19 protein-coding genes are annotated in these 19,784 nt (G+C 46.3%); 11 read left to right on the top strand and 8 right to left on the bottom strand.

Annotation, left to right across the window (positions count from 1 at the left end):
• Positions 1-7: 7 nt before the first annotated feature.
• The 5 genes from porQ to BMZ72_RS12335 form a co-directional block, all read right to left on the bottom strand.
• Positions 8-1,060, bottom strand: coding sequence for a type IX secretion system protein PorQ (gene porQ, locus BMZ72_RS12310; RefSeq protein WP_177222774.1), 1,053 nt, complete (start codon positions 1,058-1,060; stop codon positions 8-10).
• A gap of 134 nt (positions 1,061-1,194) precedes the next feature.
• The gene (lon, locus tag BMZ72_RS12320; protein ID WP_089808667.1) at positions 1,195-3,597 is read right to left on the bottom strand and encodes an endopeptidase La; all 2,403 of its coding nucleotides are present in this window, start codon (positions 3,595-3,597) and stop codon (positions 1,195-1,197) included.
• Between the two features lie 174 nt (positions 3,598-3,771).
• Positions 3,772-4,389, bottom strand: coding sequence for a porin family protein (locus BMZ72_RS12325; RefSeq protein WP_089808670.1), 618 nt, complete (start codon positions 4,387-4,389; stop codon positions 3,772-3,774).
• A gap of 191 nt (positions 4,390-4,580) precedes the next feature.
• Positions 4,581-5,537, bottom strand: coding sequence for a hypothetical protein (locus BMZ72_RS12330; RefSeq protein WP_089808672.1), 957 nt, complete (start codon positions 5,535-5,537; stop codon positions 4,581-4,583).
• Between the two features lie 124 nt (positions 5,538-5,661).
• Entirely contained in the window at positions 5,662-6,924 is a 1,263-nt protein-coding gene (locus BMZ72_RS12335; RefSeq protein ID WP_089808673.1) for a metallophosphoesterase, read from the bottom strand.
• Positions 6,925-7,217: 293 nt separating this feature from the next.
• Between BMZ72_RS12335 and BMZ72_RS12340 the strand changes: the two genes are divergently transcribed.
• The 9 genes from BMZ72_RS12340 to BMZ72_RS12380 all read left to right on the top strand — a co-directional run bounded on the left by BMZ72_RS12340 (position 7,218) and on the right by BMZ72_RS12380 (position 15,105).
• The gene (locus BMZ72_RS12340) at positions 7,218-7,898 is read left to right on the top strand and encodes a metal-dependent hydrolase (RefSeq protein WP_089808675.1); all 681 of its coding nucleotides are present in this window, start codon (positions 7,218-7,220) and stop codon (positions 7,896-7,898) included.
• A gap of 99 nt (positions 7,899-7,997) precedes the next feature.
• Positions 7,998-8,819 (top strand): ParA family protein, encoded by an 822-nt coding sequence (locus BMZ72_RS12345; RefSeq protein ID WP_089808678.1) that lies wholly within the window; start codon positions 7,998-8,000, stop codon positions 8,817-8,819.
• Positions 8,803-9,738, top strand: a complete 936-nt coding sequence (locus tag BMZ72_RS12350) for a ParB/RepB/Spo0J family partition protein (protein WP_089808680.1) — start codon at positions 8,803-8,805, stop codon at positions 9,736-9,738. Before BMZ72_RS12345 ends, BMZ72_RS12350 begins: the two co-directional genes overlap by 17 nt.
• Positions 9,731-10,429, top strand: coding sequence for a DUF5683 domain-containing protein (locus BMZ72_RS12355; protein WP_143087679.1), 699 nt, complete (start codon positions 9,731-9,733; stop codon positions 10,427-10,429). Before BMZ72_RS12350 ends, BMZ72_RS12355 begins: the two co-directional genes overlap by 8 nt.
• A gap of 28 nt (positions 10,430-10,457) precedes the next feature.
• A complete protein-coding gene (gene dapB / locus BMZ72_RS12360; RefSeq protein ID WP_089808684.1) occupies positions 10,458-11,174 on the top strand; it encodes a 4-hydroxy-tetrahydrodipicolinate reductase in 717 nt (238 codons plus the stop codon).
• A gap of 57 nt (positions 11,175-11,231) precedes the next feature.
• The gene (locus tag BMZ72_RS12365) at positions 11,232-11,660 is read left to right on the top strand and encodes an RrF2 family transcriptional regulator (RefSeq protein ID WP_012789698.1); all 429 of its coding nucleotides are present in this window, start codon (positions 11,232-11,234) and stop codon (positions 11,658-11,660) included.
• Between the two features lie 446 nt (positions 11,661-12,106).
• Positions 12,107-12,790, top strand: a complete 684-nt coding sequence (locus BMZ72_RS12370; protein ID WP_089808686.1) for a phosphoadenylyl-sulfate reductase — start codon at positions 12,107-12,109, stop codon at positions 12,788-12,790.
• A 74-nt stretch (positions 12,791-12,864) separates the two neighbouring features.
• Positions 12,865-13,773, top strand: a complete 909-nt coding sequence (cysD, locus tag BMZ72_RS12375) for a sulfate adenylyltransferase subunit CysD (protein ID WP_089808687.1) — start codon at positions 12,865-12,867, stop codon at positions 13,771-13,773.
• 84 nt (positions 13,774-13,857) lie between these two features.
• Positions 13,858-15,105: a sulfate adenylyltransferase subunit 1 gene (locus BMZ72_RS12380; protein WP_089809808.1), complete on the top strand. Its 1,248-nt coding sequence runs from the start codon at positions 13,858-13,860 to the stop codon at positions 15,103-15,105.
• Between the two features lie 68 nt (positions 15,106-15,173).
• On the opposite strand, the gene BMZ72_RS12385 is transcribed toward BMZ72_RS12380, so the two are convergent.
• From BMZ72_RS12385 to BMZ72_RS12395, 3 genes are all read right to left on the bottom strand, one after another.
• Complete coding sequence (locus BMZ72_RS12385) at positions 15,174-16,187, bottom strand: S41 family peptidase (RefSeq protein WP_089808689.1); 1,014 nt, start codon at positions 16,185-16,187, stop codon at positions 15,174-15,176.
• 77 nt (positions 16,188-16,264) lie between these two features.
• The gene (locus tag BMZ72_RS12390) at positions 16,265-17,113 is read right to left on the bottom strand and encodes a helix-turn-helix transcriptional regulator (protein ID WP_089808690.1); all 849 of its coding nucleotides are present in this window, start codon (positions 17,111-17,113) and stop codon (positions 16,265-16,267) included.
• A 47-nt stretch (positions 17,114-17,160) separates the two neighbouring features.
• Entirely contained in the window at positions 17,161-18,105 is a 945-nt protein-coding gene (locus BMZ72_RS12395) for an NAD-dependent epimerase/dehydratase family protein (RefSeq protein WP_089808692.1), read from the bottom strand.
• Positions 18,106-18,359: 254 nt separating this feature from the next.
• Between BMZ72_RS12395 and kdsA the strand changes: the two genes are divergently transcribed.
• A complete protein-coding gene (gene kdsA, locus BMZ72_RS12400) occupies positions 18,360-19,184 on the top strand; it encodes a 3-deoxy-8-phosphooctulonate synthase (RefSeq protein WP_089808694.1) in 825 nt (274 codons plus the stop codon).
• Between the two features lie 181 nt (positions 19,185-19,365).
• Complete coding sequence (locus tag BMZ72_RS12405; protein WP_089808696.1) at positions 19,366-19,770, top strand: hypothetical protein; 405 nt, start codon at positions 19,366-19,368, stop codon at positions 19,768-19,770.
• The last annotated feature ends 14 nt before the right edge of the window (positions 19,771-19,784 follow it).

Consider the following 19,784-nt stretch of genomic DNA (forward strand, 5'->3'; position numbering starts at 1 on the left):
TTTATTCCTAATACCGCCATTCCTTTAACGGTAAATTGATACCCAGCTGATTGAGCGCCTCACTTCGCTGATACCAGGAACGGGCATATCTTAACTGCAACCTTCTCGTAATGATCCCCACGCCACCGGAAAAACCACTCATCCCCTTTTGCTGCGGCATCCCCAGCTCCTGCCGGCGCAGATGGTTATACGCCGCAGTCAGCTCAATATACCGCCCTATCTCCCATTGCGCAGCCAGTACAAAATGCCGGAAGATCTTATCCGCTGCTCCACCTGTACTTGCCGTATCACCATCAGAGATAATTGTTCCCTCCTGAAAATCAGGATCTGCATAACGCACATCAAACTGATGCACATGATGGATGGTCGCTGAAAACTGTAAAGGCGCACTTTCCAGTTTCTTCGAAACACCCACCTGCAGATCGAAAGGCAAAGGCTCCTGGTTTCCCTTGGTATAGGTCTTCAGTTGCACGCCCATATTGCGGAACACCAGGCCAGCCTGCCAGTGGTGCGCCGTATCCTGGTAATTCAGCCCCACATGGAATACCAGTCCGGAAGCCTTATACTGCTGATAAGCAGAATGTACATATTGCATCGTAATACCATAATACCACCTTTCCAGATAACGGCGGGAAGCAGTCACCTGAATCGACATATCCCGGGGCCAGAAAGTACCCTGCGCCATGCCGGTAGCATCTGTCTCCGTGATCCTCCCATAATTGATATATTGAATACCACCCGCAAAAGTGGTCTGGTATTTCTCTGCATGATAGCCGAAAAGCGCATGGGCATACTGTACGCCCCCGAAATAATTGGTATAATTCACCTGCAGGTGCTGATCCATGGATGGACGGAGTAAGGCAGGGTTTAGAGAAGACAGGGCAATGTCGTTATTCTGTAAACTCACATTCGCGCTACCCAATGCAGCAACGTGCGGGGCCACCGGAAGATCAAGAAAGGAAAACACATTCTTTCCACCCAGCACCTGGGCTTTGGCAGAAGGTATCAGACAACATAGGTATGGCAATGCGAGCAATAGCGCAATAATGTTCTTCCTCATAGGAAGCATAAAGCTAAAAAAAATACCGAAGCCATTCCCGTCATCTGGAGAATGGCTTCGGTTTAAACCCTTAAAACAATCAACATTAGTATCCATTGCCGGTCACAACTGTTAAAAAGACCAGCAGTGAAATGTTACTTCTTTAATAACGCTATATCGACAACTTGGTTCATTTCTTTTACAAAATGAAATTTCAGGCCTTTGATATAATCGGGATTGATCTCTTTAATATCTTTTTCATTCTGCCAGCACAGGATGATTTCCTTGATACCCGCCCTTTTGGCAGCCAGGATCTTTTCCTTGATACCTCCTACCGGCAGTACCTGTCCGCGCAGGGTGATCTCGCCCGTCATTGCCAGATAAGACTTCACCTTTCTACCCGTGAAAGCAGAGGTCAGCGCCGTCAGCATGGTAATACCCGCACTCGGACCATCCTTCGGTACAGCGCCTTCCGGCACGTGCACGTGAATGGTACGCTGTCCGAATAACTTCGGATCGATCTTGAACTCAGCCGCATGTGCCTGCAGATAGCTCAAAGCCGTACTTACAGACTCCTTCATCACATTTCCCAGGTTACCGGTCAGTTTCAGCTCTCCTTTTCCTTCACTCAGACTGGTCTCGATAAACAGGATATCGCCACCTACATATGTCCAGGCCAATCCTACGGCTACACCGGGAGGATTACCCACTTTATAGATCTCATTGGAATAACGCCCTTTACCCAGGATACGCTCTACATGCTCTTCTGTCAGACTATCCGGAATTTCTTCCTCCAGCGCCACATCTTTGGCGATCGCACGCATGATAGAAGCCAGTTGTCTGTCCAGTTCACGTACACCGCTTTCACGGGTATAATCCTGCACGATCCTTTCCAGCATACCATTGCTGATACGCATTTTCAGGGCCTTAAGACCATGCGCCTCTTTCTGTTTTGGTACCAGGTGACGCTTCGCGATCTCCACTTTTTCTTCAATGGAATAACCACTCAGGTCTATGATTTCCAGCCTGTCGCGTAAAGCAGGGCTGATCGCATTGATATTATTCGCAGTAGCGATAAACAACACCTTGCTCAGGTCATATTCCAGCTCCAGGTAGTTGTCATAAAAAGTACCGTTCTGTTCAGGATCCAGTACTTCCAGCATCGCAGAACTTGGATCGCCACGGTGATCGTTACCTATTTTATCGATCTCATCCAGGATCATTACCGGATTAGAGGTTTTCACCTTACGGATGGACTGTAACAGACGACCCGGCATCGCGCCGATATAAGTCTTACGGTGACCTCTGATCTCGCTTTCGTCATGCAGACCGCCAAGGCTGAGTCTTACATATTTACGACCAATAGCGCTGGCGATAGAACGCCCCAGAGAGGTTTTACCAATACCCGGAGGACCAACAAAACACAGGATAGGCGACTTCATATCCCCTTTCAGTTTCAGTACAGCCAGATATTCCAGGATACGCTCCTTGATCTTGTCCATACCATAATGGTCGTTATCCAGTATCTTTTTCGCCTTTTTCAGGTCGTAGCTGTCTTCTGTATAATGCTTCCATGGCAGATCCAGCATCAGATCCAGGTGGTTATACACCACAGAGTAATCCGGTGTGCTGGGGTGCATACGCTCCAGCTTCTCGATACCCTTACGGAACAGTTCAGCGGCAGCTTCTGTCCACTGTTTTGTTTCCGCCTTACGTTGCAATTCCTTCACTTCACGGTCGTTAGAATCGCCGCCCAGTTCTTCCTTGATGGATTTCAGCTGTTGCTGCAGGAAATATTCACGTTGTTGTTTATCGAGATCTGCCTTGGTTTTATTGGTAATCTTGTTTTTCAGCTCCGCCAGTTGCAGTTCCACCTGTAGCAGCTTCAGTAACAACTCTGCACGGGTGCGCAGGTTATTGATTTCCAGCAACTGCTGTTTATCTTTCAGATCACAGTTCAGATTGGAGGATACGAAGTGCACCAGGAAAGACTCATTTTCAATGTTCTTCAGGATGATGCTGGCCTCAGATGGCAGGTTAGGCGATAACTGAATGATCTGACCTGCCAGGTCTTTGATGGAGGAGATATATGCGTCAAATTCCGGATCGTCTGTCACTATTTCATCCTGCAGCAATTCGATGCGGGCTTTGAAATAAGGATCTTCCGAAACTACTTCACTGATCTTAAAACGTTTACGACCCTGAATAATGATGGTTGTGCCACCATCCGGCATTTTTATCAGTTTAACAATGCGGGCAACGGTGCCTACATTGGAAAGATCTACAAGGTTGGGATCCTCAACGGTACTATCCTTTTGTGCAACCACGCCGATCAGCTTATCTGCCTTATAGGCATCATTGACTGCCTTTATGGATTTGTCTCTGCCAACGGTAATTGGCAGCACTACGCCAGGAAAAAGTACTGTATTTCTAAGTGGCAATAACGCCAGTTCTTCAGGTATTTTATCATCTTCCAGCCCATCAGTCTCCTCGTTCAGAGGGATAATCGGCATGAACTCCATCTCTTCTTCCGAGTTTGCAAAATAGAATTTATTCATCTGCGTAATTTAAACAGAAAAGCGGCCAATTTGTCAGCCTGCGACCCCTTTTCCTTTCTTTTTTATAAGCATAGGTATATTGTCAAGATTAATGCCACGAACAGAAAAAGCTAAAATTAAAAAAGTCACCCCGCTTTCAGACGAGGTGACCTGTAATATGATCTGACCAATATCTTATAAAGTCACACCTACACCCAGCTGGATGCTCTGATTCTTCCAGTTACCTTTATCAGTTACGGTATTCACACCATTAACGTCAGTGAAGCCAACGATGTAACGGGCACTGATGTTAATGATAGGCAGCTGTAACCACAGACCAGCAACGCCGGATACGTCTCCACCTTTGAATGCTTCGTCTGCACCTTTGAACACATTCTTGTCGCTTACCAGTGCGCTGAACTGAGGACCAACCTGCAGTTTCACACGTGGGCTACCCAGGGAAATGTTCGCCAGGATCGGGATGCTCAGGTAGTTAAGTTTAATTTTTTTGTCATTGTTTGTAGGATCATTCAGATTATCAGGATTGTACACCTGGCTAAAATCGTCTGTAGTTTTTACAGTAGAAGAAGAGAAGATCAACTCACCCTGTACACCAAAACCTTTTGTAAGATTTACCTGTGCAAAACCACCCAGGTGATAACCGAGCTTGAAGCCATCTTTGTAACCCTGACCATCCAGTTTACCCAGGTTTGCACCACCTTTAAGACCGAATCTTAAGAATTTTGTCTGAGCATTTACAGTGGAAACGGCAGTCACGCTGAGTACTGCGATCGCGAGAAACAGTTTTTTCATATAGTTGTTTTTTTTCGAAGAGGATGAAAATTGTATTGTTATTAAAGGTTTTTCCAGATCTGATTATATATAACGTTCCTCACAAAGCATACCCCTAAACAACACGTAGCAAATTACGTGCTATTTTTATTAACACATGGCAACGTGTGGATAATAAAATAGGAAATTTAATAACGTGAGAAGTATGCAGATTATTTGAAGGTAAGCCCCAATCTTGCGGTAAAGTATCCGATCAGGCTTTTATCCTCTCCCTGGAATGGTTTAAAAACGGTATAGGCCGGGGATATCGTCACCTTTCCGATCACATAGGAAGCATTGAGGGTAAGGTCAATAGCCCTCAGTTCAAAACCGGTTTTTGTAGAAGAACTCAGGAAATTTCTGACTGCATCAGCAGATGGTGGTCTGTCGCCCCCCGATGGATTTCTGTTCCACTCCGTGTGCAGTTTAGGGGAACGGGACATATATTGAAAAGCTTTGAGGTTGCTGTAGTAATTGGCGGTTCCGGCGGTCACGCCGATCGATGGCGTCAGCAGCACGGCATCATCGTGTTTCAGTACATCCAGGAAGATAAAAGGGTGACGTACGGCTCCTACGATATTAAAATCTGTTCCCGACAGATTCCTGCTTAAACGGCCGCCGGCAAAAGTTTCCTCCGCACTGCCCCATCCGAGGTCAAGACTGATACCAGGTTGTAACCACCAGTCACGATAATAAAAATAGGCGAACAACTCATTATTGATCGGTGTAACCGGAATATCAGAGGAATCAGTGAAAATATAACGGGTATACGATATACCGGTAAGGAATTTCCTGTTTTTAGAATAATCATATCCTACGGACAGGTCCCATTCGAACCAGGGTTTACCGATTGCCTCAAAAAGATAATAGGAACTGGCGCTTGCAAAGAGTCCTGATTTATGATAATAGGAAAGCGTGGGTGACAAAAATGGCTTCATGATGACCGGCGTCTCATAGGTCGTTGTTTTCTTCCCGTACGCCGGACTGTTTCCATAGCCGATCCCTACGATCAGCTCACTTTTTTCCCGCTTTCTCAGCAGAGAATCCAGTTGTTTTTCCAACTCGGCAAGGGACTGACACATAGCAGCCTGACTACATAACAGAAATATGATAATAAAGCAGCAGCGCATGCATGGAGCATTTTATACGCCTGCAAGATAACGCAAATAGTCGATAGCCCCTAGCTGATAGTCGATGGAAACCGGCCGCCGGTCGGTGATTATGGTGTCCGGCCCGACCGGACACCGCAATCACTTAAGCCAGTTCGATAACAGTGATCTCCGGAAGGATACCGACACGGCCGGGGTACCCCAGGAACCCAAAGCCCCTGTTGACATACAGCCGCTGATCGCCTTCTTTATACAGACCGGCCCATTCTTTATAGATAAAACGGGCAGGACTCCATTTAAAACCAGGGATTTCCACACCAAACTGCATCCCATGGGTATGACCGGCCAGCATCAGGTCAATATCAGGGTATTCTGTCCTGACCTGGGCATCCCAATGGGTCGGGTCGTGCGACATCAGTATTTTAAAGGGTAGGTGTGAAGCGCCCGTATAGGCTTTTTTCATATCACCGTATTTAGGGAAACGGCTCATGGCACTCCAGTTCTCAATACCCAGCAACGCAATTTCCTGTCCGCCACGCGCCAGCGTCACATGTTCATTCATCAGCAGTCGCCAGCCCATATCCGCATGCACCTGTTTCAGCTGCTCCAGGTTCTTCGTCCGCAATGCACTGTAACCATTGGCATCCTTATCCGGCCAGGCATAATAATCGCCATAATCGTGGTTACCCAGGGTAGAATAAACCCCCATTGGCGCCTTCACCTGGCGGAACACGTCCATCAGGTTATCCATCTCGGAAGCACGGTCATTGACCAGGTCACCGGTAAAGAGTATGATATCCCCCTTCTGGGCATTGATCATTTCCACCCCTTTGATCACGGCTTCCTTGTCGGTCAGACTACCAGAGTGAATATCAGAGATCTGCACGATCCGCAGCCCTTTGAAAGCAGGCGGCAGATTTTTAAAGGAGAGTTTCAGTTTATGTACCCGGTAGTTGTATTTGTTGGACAGTCCGTACATCAGGGTAGCAAACATACCACCTCCGAGCAGCAGGGCTGCCTGGGAGAAAAAGCGGGAACGGGAGATACCACCCGGTAAGGAGGTCGTACGCTGGGATCTTTTGGTGAAATAACTGACAATCCATTGGATACCACGACGCAGATCATCCAGCAGCATAAATACGGCTGCCAGTACTTTGGCAAAAACGATCCCGAAGAGTACGGTCAGGATATATGACCGGGTATTGGCCGGCCAGTCCTGCCAGTTCAGGTAAGGTAAAAGTGCGATTGTCATGAGGACCAGGGCAGAAACTGTCCAGTAAGTCCCGGTTGCTATATTGCGGACTTTCTTAGAAGAGCTCTTAAAAATGGCTCTAATGGCCATGAAAACGTACAGATCCAGTAATAAAAGTATGAATATCAGTACTATCGAATTCCATCCGGTGCGCATATGATTTATTTGTCCTTGCAAAAATAAACCCTTCGGTACAGCTTACATTTTTTTTGGTACCGAAGGCAGTATCCTGTTATGACGTACGGCCATCCCGGATATTGTACAGCAGGGGAGATTTTGGATTTACTTTAACAAATTTTATTAAGTGATTCATTTTAAACTAATTAACAAGTTATTTAGATAATCGCTGTGAATAAATAAATAGCGGCTTAGACCTTATTATAGGCTATTCGTTGTACTTTTGTACACTTGGTTAGTTATATACTATTGTTCATATAGATACCTGCAGGATGAAGTTTACCTATTACGGCCATTCAAGCTTTGGGATAGAGATTAAAGGAAAGAAGATTGTTTTTGACCCGTTCATTACACACAACGAGCTGGCAAAAACGGTGGATATCAACAAGATAGAAGCAGATTATATATTTTGCTCCCATGGGCATGACGATCATGTGGCTGACCTGGTAGTGCTGGCAAAACGTACAAATGCAACGATCGTTGGTGCATATGAACTGACCAGCTGGGCGGGCAGACAGGGTCTTGAGCGGGTACATCCAATGAACACGGGCGGTAAGTGGCAGTTTGACTTCGGGACGGTGAAATGTGTGGTTGCCCATCACTCCAGTGGTATGCCGGATGGTTCCTATGGAGGTAATCCAATGGGATTCGTATTTACAACTGACGAAGGAAATTTTTATTTTGCAGGAGATACAGCGCTGACTTTAGATATGCAGCTCATACCAAAGTTTGCTAAACTGGATTTTGCAGTTTTACCAATAGGCGATAATTTCACAATGGGAGCTGACGATGCAATTGTGGCGGCAGGGTTTGTTGAGTGCAGGCGTATTATCGGGGTTCATTATGACACCTTTGGATATATCAAGATAGATAAGGAGAAGACGCAGCAGCAGTTTGCGGCCGCAGGCCTGGAATTGTTACTGCCGGCAATAGGAAGTAGCATTGATCTTTAGCAAAAGCATATTCTTTCACATGGTGAACGGGTCTTCGGGACATCCTCAGCCATGCCTATTTATTGTCCTATAGAAAACCTAAGAAATACCTAATCAACAATGGCAAGAGTAATTGCAATCGCTAATCAGAAAGGTGGGGTAGGGAAAACTACCAGTGCCATTAACCTGGCAAGCAGCCTGGCTGTACTGGAGTATAAAACATTGCTGGTAGATGCGGATCCGCAGGCTAACAGCACCACCGGTTTAGGTTTTGACCTGCGTAATATACAGCAGAGTTTATATGACTGTATGGTAAATGACGGGCAGGCCAAAGATGTGATCCTGGAATCGGATACACCAAACCTGAAAGTGCTGCCTTCCCATATTGATCTGGTAGGTGCAGAACTGGAGCTCATCAACCACCCGAACAGGGAACAGGTGATGAAGCAGGTGATCGATGCTGTAAAAGAGGACTATGATTTCGTAATAGTAGACTGCTCCCCTTCCCTGGGTCTGATCACTGTGAACGCACTCGTGGCGTCTGACTCCGTGATCATCCCCGTACAGTGTGAGTTCTTCGCGCTGGAAGGTCTGGGTAAGTTGTTAAATACCATTAAGATCGTCCAGAGCCGTCTGAACACCAACCTGGCTATTGAGGGCATCCTGATGACCATGTACGATGGCCGTCTGCGTCTCAGCAACCAGGTAGTAGACGAAGTAAAACAACACTTCGAGGAAAGCGTATTCAACACGATCATTCACCGTAATACCAAACTGGGTGAAGCCCCAAGCTTCGGTAAATCCGTTATCATGTATGATGCGGCAAGTACCGGTGCGATCAACTATCTCAACCTGGCAAAGGAAATTCTGCAAAAGAATAACTTTACACGTATTAACCTGGAAGATAAAATCTTAGCAATTAACAATGAGCAATCAGAGTAAGGGCAATCCTAATAAGAAAGAGGCGTTGGGGAAAGGTATCCGCTCGCTGCTGCAAAATATTGATACTGACCTGAAACAGACCACCAGCGCGCTGGGTGAACAGGTCGTGGCACAGGCTACCGGTATGGAGCGTATCCCGCTCGAACAGGTAGAGATCAATCCGAAACAGCCGCGTAGGGATTTCGATGAGAAAGCTTTACAGGAATTAAGTATGTCCATCTCGCTGCACGATGTAATACAGCCTATTACCGTGTCCAGGATAGGGCCTAAGAAGTATCAGCTGATAGCAGGTGAAAGACGTTTGCGCGCGAGTAAAATGGCGGGTCTGAAAGACATCCCGGCATATATCCGTCAGGCAAATGATCAGGAACTGCTGGAACTGGCCCTGCTGGAAAACTTACAGCGCGAAAATCTGAATGCCATAGAGATCGGCCTCAGCTACAAACGCCTCATGGAAGAGTGTGTACTCACCCAGGAGCAGGTAGCCGACCGTATGGGTAAAGAAAGAAGTACCGTTACCAACTATATACGCCTGCTGAAACTGCCACCTGATATCCAGGTTGCTGTACGCAATGGCCAGATCAGTATGGGACACGCCAGAGCCCTGATCGCCGTGGAAAACGTAGAAAAACAACTCTTCGTTTTCAATGAGATCATGCGGGATGGATTGTCTGTACGCCAGACAGAAGAGTTAGTACGTAAAACTGCCAGCCTCGACAAGAACAACATTAAAAAAGCTGCCGGCAAAATCACATTACCGCCTGCTTATCAGAAAATAGAAGACAATCTCGCGACCCATTTTTCAACAAAAGTGAAGCTGGACAGAAGTAAGAATGGAAAAGGCAGCGTGACCATCGAGTTCTACTCCGACGAAGAACTTGACAGCATCTTAGAAAAAATAGACTTATACGGTGGCTAGAACGTCCGGGAATATTTTCTCCTTTCATTTATCACGCATCTGTTTACTGGTCATTCCGGTTGTTATTATCTGTATGCCCATCAGTCTGTTCGCACAGGACAGCCTGAAAGCCGCATACCTGCGTAAACAACAACCTGATAGCCGGGTGGACTCAACTGAACTGTATATTAAAAGAGATTCAGTGCCACCAGCGCCTGTACGCAAACCGCACGATCCGCGAAAAGCAGCCTTTTACTCCGCTGTACTGCCAGGTCTGGGACAGATCTACAATCGCCAGTACTGGAAATTACCGCTGGTATACGCTGCACTGGGTATCACTACCGGTACCTTCATTTTCAACATGGATAAATACCGTACCTACCGCGATGCCTACCGCATCCGCATGGACGGAAACGACGATACCAAAGACCAGTTCGAGAATCTGTACCGTAATCCCAACTCCCTCAAATCACTAAGGGATGCTTACCGGGAATACGTCGATTACTCCGTACTCGTATTCGTACTGGCCTACGGCCTCAATATCATAGATGCAACCGTATTCGCCCATCTGAAGGACTTCAATATGTCAGATGACCTCAGTATGAAGATCGTTCCCACTGTTATCAACAACCAGGCACTGGGACTTAGTCTGCGTGTGAATATCGGCAGGAAAAAAACGTACAGCCGGGGTTTAGCTCTCGGCGCCAGATGATCATCTCCCCTTCTACTAATAGAATATCATGAAAATAGCGCTTATCGGTTACGGAAAAATGGGAAAGGCAATTGAGGCGATCGCCGTTGCCAAAGGACACGAAATTGTTCATCGTATTGACCTGAGTAATCTGCACCTGCTTGAGAAAGAAGAACTCAGCAAGGCAGATGTGGCCATCGAATTTACCGGTCCGGAAACTGCCTATAGCAATATCCTGAAATGTTTTGCAGCTAATGTACCTGTCGTTTGCGGCAGTACCGGCTGGCTCGAACATCTCGGAACAGTAAAATCATTATGTCTGGAACAACACCAGGCATTCCTGTATGCCAGCAACTTCAGCGTAGGTGTGAATATCTTCTTTGAGATCAACAAACGCCTGGCAGAACTGATGGCTAACCAGCCTCAATATGGTGTGAAAATGGAAGAGATCCACCACACACAGAAAAGAGATGCACCAAGCGGTACCGCTATCACCCTGGCAGAACAGGTAATGGATAAGGTACAGCGTAAAAAAGAATGGGTAAATACAGAAGAGGCACAGCCTGAACAGCTGTCTATCGTCTCTAAACGTATCGACCCGGCTCCTGGTACACATAGCATCACCTATACGTCCAGCATAGACGACATCAGTATCACTCACACCGCTCATTCCCGCGAAGGATTTGCCTCCGGCGCTGTTGTGGCTGCGGAATGGATACTGGGAAAACACGGCGTATTCGGTATGAAAGACGTACTGAGCCTGTAAAAGAGAAAAAGCTGTTATCTTTGCAGTATTATTCTTAGATCATCTGGGAGAATCGATATGTTGTCTAAAAAAACGCAATACGCTTTTCACGCGCTCATACACCTGGCAGAGAATGCAGATAAAGGACCAATTCTGATATCTGAAATAGCACAGGAAAAGAGCATTTCCATCAAATTCCTTGAGAATATCCTGCTGGAGCTGAAAAATGCCGGAATTCTCGGTAGTAAAAAAGGTAAAGGCGGTGGCTATTACCTGCTGAAAACACCCAAGGAAATCCCTCTTGCGAAGATCATCCGCCTGCTGGATGGCGCCATCGCGCTACTCCCCTGCGTAAGTCTCAACTATTATGAAAAATGTGAGAATTGCCGGGATGAAGCCGTGTGCGGCCTGAACGACGTAATGGGGAAAGTAAGAGATGCGACGCTGAAAATCCTTGAGACCAAAACACTGAAGGATATATTGACCAGAAATGTCTCAATATTATAGCTGAAAGGCCGGAGTTCACGCTCCGGCTTTTTTTATCGGTATCTATTCCTCATCGCTGCCCAACTTTACACCAGTTACTTCCAATGGTCCACCCCCTTAGCTGGCATCATAATCAATTGCCCTCCCACCTGCTATCTCCATTTATCCGCACCCCCTAAACACGCTATCTGTCCTTATCTTCCCCCATAGAAAATACCAGACGCAAGCGACCCAGGCAATAGCAGTCATTTTCCAGATCACTTCACCCTGAACAACATAATCAATTAGCAATCAAATATTAATACACTTTTAATTACCCCAATATCCTCCATTTAAAAAAACCCTATCTTTTTTATAGAGTTTATGTATTTTTGTATACAACACCAGTTGTCAATTATAATTAAAGGAAGTATCACTGGCATTCGCAGGCAACTACGGATGAATGTCAGTTTATTGAGATAGATCACATGGAGAATATCAGTACAGCACTGGAAGGGCTAGATCCAATTGCTGCCATGCAGTATCTGGCAGCAGAATTTCCCGGAGCGGTGGCCTTTTCCACCTCATTTGGACAGGAAGATCAGGTGATTGCAGACATGATTTGGCGTGCTAACCTGCCTGTCAGGGTCTTCACACTGGACACCGGCCGTTTGTTTCAGGAAACCTATGACCTGATGGACCTCACCCGCGCCCGCTACAAAAAGACATTTGAAGTTTATTTCCCGGAAACTGCATCAGTAGAGAAATTACTGCAGGAAAAAGGTCCTAACAGCTTCTATGAATCTGTTGAAAACCGTAAAGAATGCTGTAATATCCGTAAAGTAGTACCGCTGAACCGCGCCCTGCAGGGTGTAAAGGTCTGGATCACCGGCCTCCGTGCAGAACAGTCTGAAAACCGTCAGGCGCTCCACGCCCTGGAATGGGACGAACAACGTCAGCTGTACAAATACAATCCACTGATCAACTGGAGCTATGACGAAATGATCAATTATCTGCAGGAGCAAAATGTTCCCTATAACAAATTGCACGACAAAGGCTTCATTTCTATCGGGTGCGCCCCCTGTACCCGTGCCATCGAACCGGGCGAGCATCCCCGTGCCGGCAGATGGTGGTGGGAACTGTCAAAAAAAGAATGCGGCTTACATGGCTGATCTGACATTCCCTTTATAACTTGTAACTGATTTGATTCATCTGGTCCCCGAGGGACATTTTAAAAAAAAGACTTATGACCAATAAAATACAGTGGGAGTTTCCGCAGGCACTGGAAGACGAGGCCATCTATATTTTACGTGAAACAGCTGCACAGTTCGAACGCCCTGCTATCCTGTTCTCAGGTGGTAAGGACTCTATCACGATCGTGCGCCTGGCGCAAAAGGCATTTTATCCTGGTAAAGTTCCTTTTCCCTTATTACACGTAGATACCGGCCACAACTTCCCCGAAACTATTCAGTTCCGTGACTGGCTGGTGGAATCACTGGGTCTTGATCTTAAAGTAAGATATGTGCAGGATAGCATCAACCAGGGTAAAGTACAGGAAGAAACTGGTAAATATGCCAGCAGAAACGCTCTGCAGACTGTCACCCTGCTGGACGCTATCGAAGAACTGAAATTCGACGCCTGCATCGGCGGCGCACGTCGTGATGAAGAAAAAGCCCGTGCGAAAGAAAGGATCTTCTCCGTAAGGGACGAATTCGGTCAGTGGAATGCTAAAATGCAACGTCCTGAACTGTTCGATATGCTCAACGGTAAAATACAGATGGGTGAAAACGTACGCGTATTCCCGATCTCCAACTGGACAGAACTGGACGTGTGGAACTACATCCGCAGAGAGAAGCTGGAAATTCCATCCATCTACTTCTCCCACGAAAGAGATATCATTGAAAGAGATGGTATGTACTGGCCTACCTCCCCATTCCTCAATACAACAGAAGAAGAAACGCCTTTCCGCCAGAAAGTACGCTTCCGCACAGTAGGCGACATGACCTGTACCGCTGCTGTTATCTCTGAGGCAGATAAACTGGAAGATATCATCTCCGAAATACTCGAAGCCAAGATATCTGAAAGAGGCGCCCGTATTGATGATAAACGCTCTGAAGCAGCAATGGAAAAGAGAAAACAGGCAGGCTACTTCTAGTCCTTCCTGTCGCATACGCACTTATTAACTTGTATAAAAATTATGGTGGAACACCACAATGCGCCACCACTCAAAAAATATAACATGGAGGTTTTACGTATAACCACTTCCGGCAGTGTAGATGATGGTAAAAGCACCCTGATAGGCAGGCTGCTCTATGATACTCATTCTATCCCACAGGATAAAATGGAAGCTTTACATGCTGCCAGCAAACGCAAAGGACTTGATTTTACCGACCTGTCATTGCTGACAGACGGCCTCGTGGCTGAACGTGAACAAGGTATCACCATCGACGTGGCACATATCTACTTCTCCACTCCTACCCGTAAATACATCATCGCCGATACACCTGGTCACATCGAGTATACCCGTAACATGGTGACCGGTGCTTCCAATGCACAGGTATCCCTGATCCTGATCGATGCACGTAAAGGTATCGTCGAACAAACTTACCGCCACTTCTTCATCGCCTGCCTCCTGCGTATCCCATACCTGGTAGTATGCGTGAATAAAATGGACCTGGTAGAATACAGCGAGGCACGCTTTAACCAGATCGTGGAAGACTTCCAGCAACTGATCGCTAAAGCGCCATTCAAAGCGCCTTCTATCAAATACATCCCGATCTCTTCCATCTACGGAGAAAATCTGGCCACCCGTTCTGAAAAGATCAGCTGGTACTCCGAAGAATCCCTTCTTGAATACCTGGAACAGATCACCTTCGATCACGCAGACAGCAGTCACCCTGCACGTTTCAAAGTACAGTCCGTGATCCGTCCGAAAACAGATGCCTACCATGACTTCCGCGGTTTCGCAGGGAAAGTGGTAAGCGGACATTTCAACGTAGGTGATGAGATCATCTCCCTGCCCTCTCAGCAGAAAAGCCGTATCAAAACCATCGAGCAGTTCGAAACACAACTCACTACCGCAGAAGCGCGTCAGAGCGTTGTCATCACACTGGAAGATGAAATTGATACCAGCCGTGGCAGCATGCTGTCCAGACCAGAAAATGCACCTTCCCTGCTGAAAGAGATCGATGCACAGGTATGCTGGATGGATCAGACCAAACTGGTGCCTGGTAAAACGTATCTGCTGCAACATGGCGTAAACCGTGTGAAGGCGAAAGTACAGCAGATCCAGCACGTGATCGATGTAACCTCCAATACCATCCTGGAAGACAGGAAAGAAATGGGCCTGAATGATATTGGTAAGATCACACTGAAAACAGCACATCCGATATTTGCAGATAGTTATGATGCTAATCCTGCAAATGGCGCCTTCATCCTGATCGATGAAATGAGCAATTCAACGGTCGCTGTTGGATTCGTAGCATAAAAATCTCAACTACTCAAAATAGAAAAGACGAATGCAAATTGCATTCGTCTTTTTTTATGCGGATACTTTTAATGAACAGGCCTGAACTGTGGCCGCCCGATCTTCGCATGAATACAGGCATCAATTTCTGCTTCCGTCTTCGCTGCACAATCAGGCTGTACGCCCTGTTGCTCCCAGGTAGCTGTCGTACCATGCCAGACCGGCGCCATTTCTGAAACCGAGATAAAGATGTCCTTATTCACCGGTAGCCAGACATTCATATTCGCAGCGCCGGCAGATGCCTCCCCTATCACCGTCCCCCTTTTCATTTTCTGCAATACAAACGCAAACGCCTCTGCGGCAGATGCTGTCTTACGATTGATCAGAATAAAAACGGGACGCTCATAACGGGGCTCTTTTAGCCACGATACGGTACTATCGGAGGTATGTTCACCTGTCCGGCTGGTAAAGGTCAGTAAAGGCGTTTTTGGCGGCAGAAAATAGCTTTCAAATACAGCGCCGGTATCACTCCCTCCCCCACCGTTATTCCGCAGGTCTATTACCAGCGCTCTTGTATTGGCCACAAACGCCATAGCCGCGTATAATGTAGCCAGACTTTTACGGGAAATATTGATTTCGGCCAGCCGTAAATACCCCACATTATCAGCAGCGATACGCACACTTTCAAAACCATAGTTATGATCTGCTGCTACCGGACTATAAAAAAAAGGATCTTCACCAGGTGTATTACCACCAACTGCTGCTGGTGCCGCTGCTTTATCAGCAGCCAGTAACTCCTGACATCTAATCGGGTCATTCCTGACATACAGATGCCCGTCATGACTAAAGTCCTGTAAACTTTTAGTCGCCAGCTGCGCAAATTCCTGCCAGCTTTTTACAGCAGTAAATTTACCTGCTTTCAGCTGTGCCTGCAGATGACTGGCAATAGCCCCTCCTTTCTCAGCGGAAACATACCGGTCCTGCAAAAGGACCGCCATTTTATCCACCGCATCGGCGATCTCTTTTTTAGCAGGGGCCTGTGCATAAGCCGCCATATAAAAAACGATATAAATAACTGTTAACCAGCTGCTCCGGAAATACATATACTTTCTTTTTCTGCGAAGTTCAATGATCCCGTATGCTTAAAATTGGATGGATTTAGCGGGCGCTGTGGAACGGATTAAAATTTCCTGAATGCTTTGGGTAAAAAGCCGGTCTGCGCTTTAAATGCCCGTATAAAATGACTCTGATCAAAGAAACCACACTGATAGGCGATCTCTGTCAATGATAATGTGGGCTGTCTGACAAGCAGCAGGGATCTTTCCACCCTGATCCTGCGCATATATTCTCCCAGCGAACAATCAAAATAAGCAGTAAAATGCCGGGATACGGTAACAGGATGCAAGGCAGTAACTGTACTGAGATCCTGCAAAGAGATGTGCTCATTCCAGCGGTCATGCAGCAATTCAATGACTTTATCCACACGTCCGCCGAATAGTTGTCTGTCCGTTTTTTCACGCGTTCCGGCTGTCTGTAATAATGATAATAATTGCTGATGAACAGACAGGCTGCTATGCTGGTCTGCCACCTGGCAGTCGTGATAAATACGAAGTGCGGTCAGTTTTGCCTGGGTATGGAAAAGGGGATTATGAGCGGGAGAGAACGATTGATGCAGGTTATCCAGTGCCTTAAAAGCATTATGAGGCCCGGCAGTAAAGCTGGCCTCATAATGTTGTAAAAAATGATCTTCTATTTCAAGATTGATATTCAGCGAAGGATGTTGTGTATGGCTGTTGCGGTGCCACTCACCTCCCGGATAAAACACCATATTACCTGGCCGCAACACCTGATCCGTTTGTTTACGATACTCACGGTTGCCTCCTTCCAGGATAAAGGAAAGATGGTTGTTCTGATGAAAATGCCATCCTTCAAATACCTTCTCATGATAGCTGGTCTTATTGATGATAAGTCCATCCACATGAAAAGTACGGTTGTTTTTACCCAGATATTCCCCGTTCTCCAGCTTCATACGCGAAAATTGAAGGTTTGCGTTGAGCCAAATGTAGGAATAAGCGCTTACTTTTTAAGGTTCTTCAGCATATCCACTGTCATATTCTCCAGGTTGTATTCCGGTTTCCAACCCCAGTCCTGACGGGCCAGGTTGTCATCCATGCTCTGTGGCCAGCCATCAGCGATCTGCTGGCGGTAATCTGGTTCATAGCTGATGGTAAATTCAGGGATGTGCTTTTTGATCTCAGCAGCGATCTCTTTCGGAGAAAAGCTCATGCCACCAAGGTTATAGGAAGAACGCACCTTCACTTTATCTTTATCGGCCTCCATCAGCTCGATGGTAGCACGGATAGCATCCGGCATGTACATCATTGGCAGGTAAGTGCCTTCTGACAGGAAGCAGGTATATTTCTTTTCTTCGAGTGCTTCATGGAAGATCTCAATAGCGTAATCGGTAGTACCGCCACCTGGCGCTGATTTATAACTGATCAGACCCGGGTAACGCAGACTACGAACGTCTACGCCATAACGGTGGCTGTAGTATTCACACCAGCGTTCACCTGCAAACTTGCTGATACCATAAATGGTCGTCGGCTCGATGATGGTGTGCTGAGGCGTATCCTGTTTTGGTGAATTCGGACCGAATACCGCAATGGAACTTGGCCAGTATACTTTGTCGATATTTTCTTCTTTCGCAATATCCAGTACGTTCAGCAGGCTCGCCATGTTAATGTGCCATGCCAGCAGTGGGTTCTTTTCACCGGTAGCAGAAAGGATCGCAGCCAGCAGGTAGATCTGCGTGATATTATGACGGATAACCAGTACGTGGAGCATCTCTTTGTTCATAACATCGAGGGATACGTAAGGACCGGTCCCCTTCAGCAGGTCGTGTTCTTCGCGAAGATCGGATGCGATTACGTTTGCATCTCCGTACATCTTTCTTAATGCGAGTGTGAGTTCAACACCAATCTGCCCGCAGGCGCCGATTACCAGTATTTTATCTTTCTTCATGCTATCTCGAATGAATGGCTTTTTTAATTAAGACGTAATATTAACAGCTTCTGTAGTAATTCAGAACAGCTCCCTTCAGCGCATGACAATGCGGTAACAATCCGGAAAATTACTTTGTAAAAGATGCACGCCCAGCGAACATTCCATGGTTTCAGATTACAATATTATGACAATTATAGAAAATAGCCCATACACTTCAACTGAAAAGTAATCCCTTAGAATAGCGTAACTTTGCGATCTCAAATACAAAAATCATGTCAGCAACAACACATCTGAAATCCCTTTTTAAGGATCAATACAATCCTGACAACTTTTTTCTGATAGCCGGTCCTTGTGTAGTAGAGGATGAAGCGCTGCTGATGCATGTAGCTGAAAAAGTTTCAGGAATCTGCAAAAGACTGAATATTCCATATATTTTTAAAGCGTCTTACCGTAAAGCAAACCGTACCAGCATCAACTCTTTCGCAGGCGTTGGTGATGTGGAAGGACTGGACCTGCTGCAAAAAACCAAAGAAACATTTGATCTGCCTGTTACAACAGATATTCACTCTGCTGCGGAAGCTGCTATGGCTGCTGCGTATGTGGATATACTGCAGATCCCGGCGTTCCTTTGCCGCCAGACCGACATCCTGATCGCAGCTGCGGAAACAGGTAAAGTGGTGAATGTGAAGAAAGGCCAGTTTGTAAGCGGCGAAGCCATGAAATTTGCCGTTGAAAAAGTAAAACAGGCAGGTAATGATAAGGTCTGGCTGACCGAACGCGGTACCACCTTCGGTTATCAGGACCTGGTAGTAGACTACCGCAATATTCCTATCATGCGTGAACATGGCGTACCTGTTATCATGGATTGTACACACTCCCTGCAACAGCCTAACCAGACCAGCGGCGTAACCGGAGGTAACCCGAAACTAATCAGCACTATCGCCAAGGCAGCTATTGCTACCGGTGCAGATGGTCTGTTCATCGAAACACACCCTGATCCATCCAAAGCTAAATCTGATGGCGCCAATATGCTGCACCTGGATCTGCTGGAAGGATTACTGGAAGACCTGGTAAGGATCCGTGAAGTAGTAAGATAAGGGACCGTTCCCAGTATTATAGTTGATAGTCCATAGACGATAGCTGGCCTGCCTTTTGTATAAAAACAAGACAGGAAAATAGTTATAGTCTATGGACTATTTCTTATCTTAGGATAAGACTACGACCAACTCATTTTCAGACTATAACTATAATACTAAACACCCAAAAATTTTACTCACCATGATCAATTTACATGATGTAAAAGCAGGAGATACAGTTTTAGTGGAGTATGAAGGAAAGACGGTGGAAGGTCAGGTATTGGAAGTTAACCGCGAAGACAAACAGGTATGTGTATTAACCGGAGAACAGGAATTCTGGTATGACCTCCAGGACCTTTATTCAATTCCACTAAATGAAGAACAGTTACTGAAACTAAAGTTCAAAAAAGACGAATCTCTCTCAGTAAACGGCGGCGGCGAAATTTATGTACGCGGGCCATTCTCCGTAAAACTGCACACCCTTGATGACGGTCACCCGGCCACCAGGTTGGATTACCGGGATGAACACAGGGAAATTAAAGGTTCCATCACGGTGAATCAGTTGCAGAACCATTATCACGCAATGACAAATTTCCATCTGGATTAAGATAATCACTCAAA

Source organism: Chitinophaga sp. YR627 (genome assembly GCF_900114995.1).
In the GTDB taxonomy this organism is placed as follows: Bacteria; Bacteroidota; Bacteroidia; order Chitinophagales; family Chitinophagaceae; genus Chitinophaga.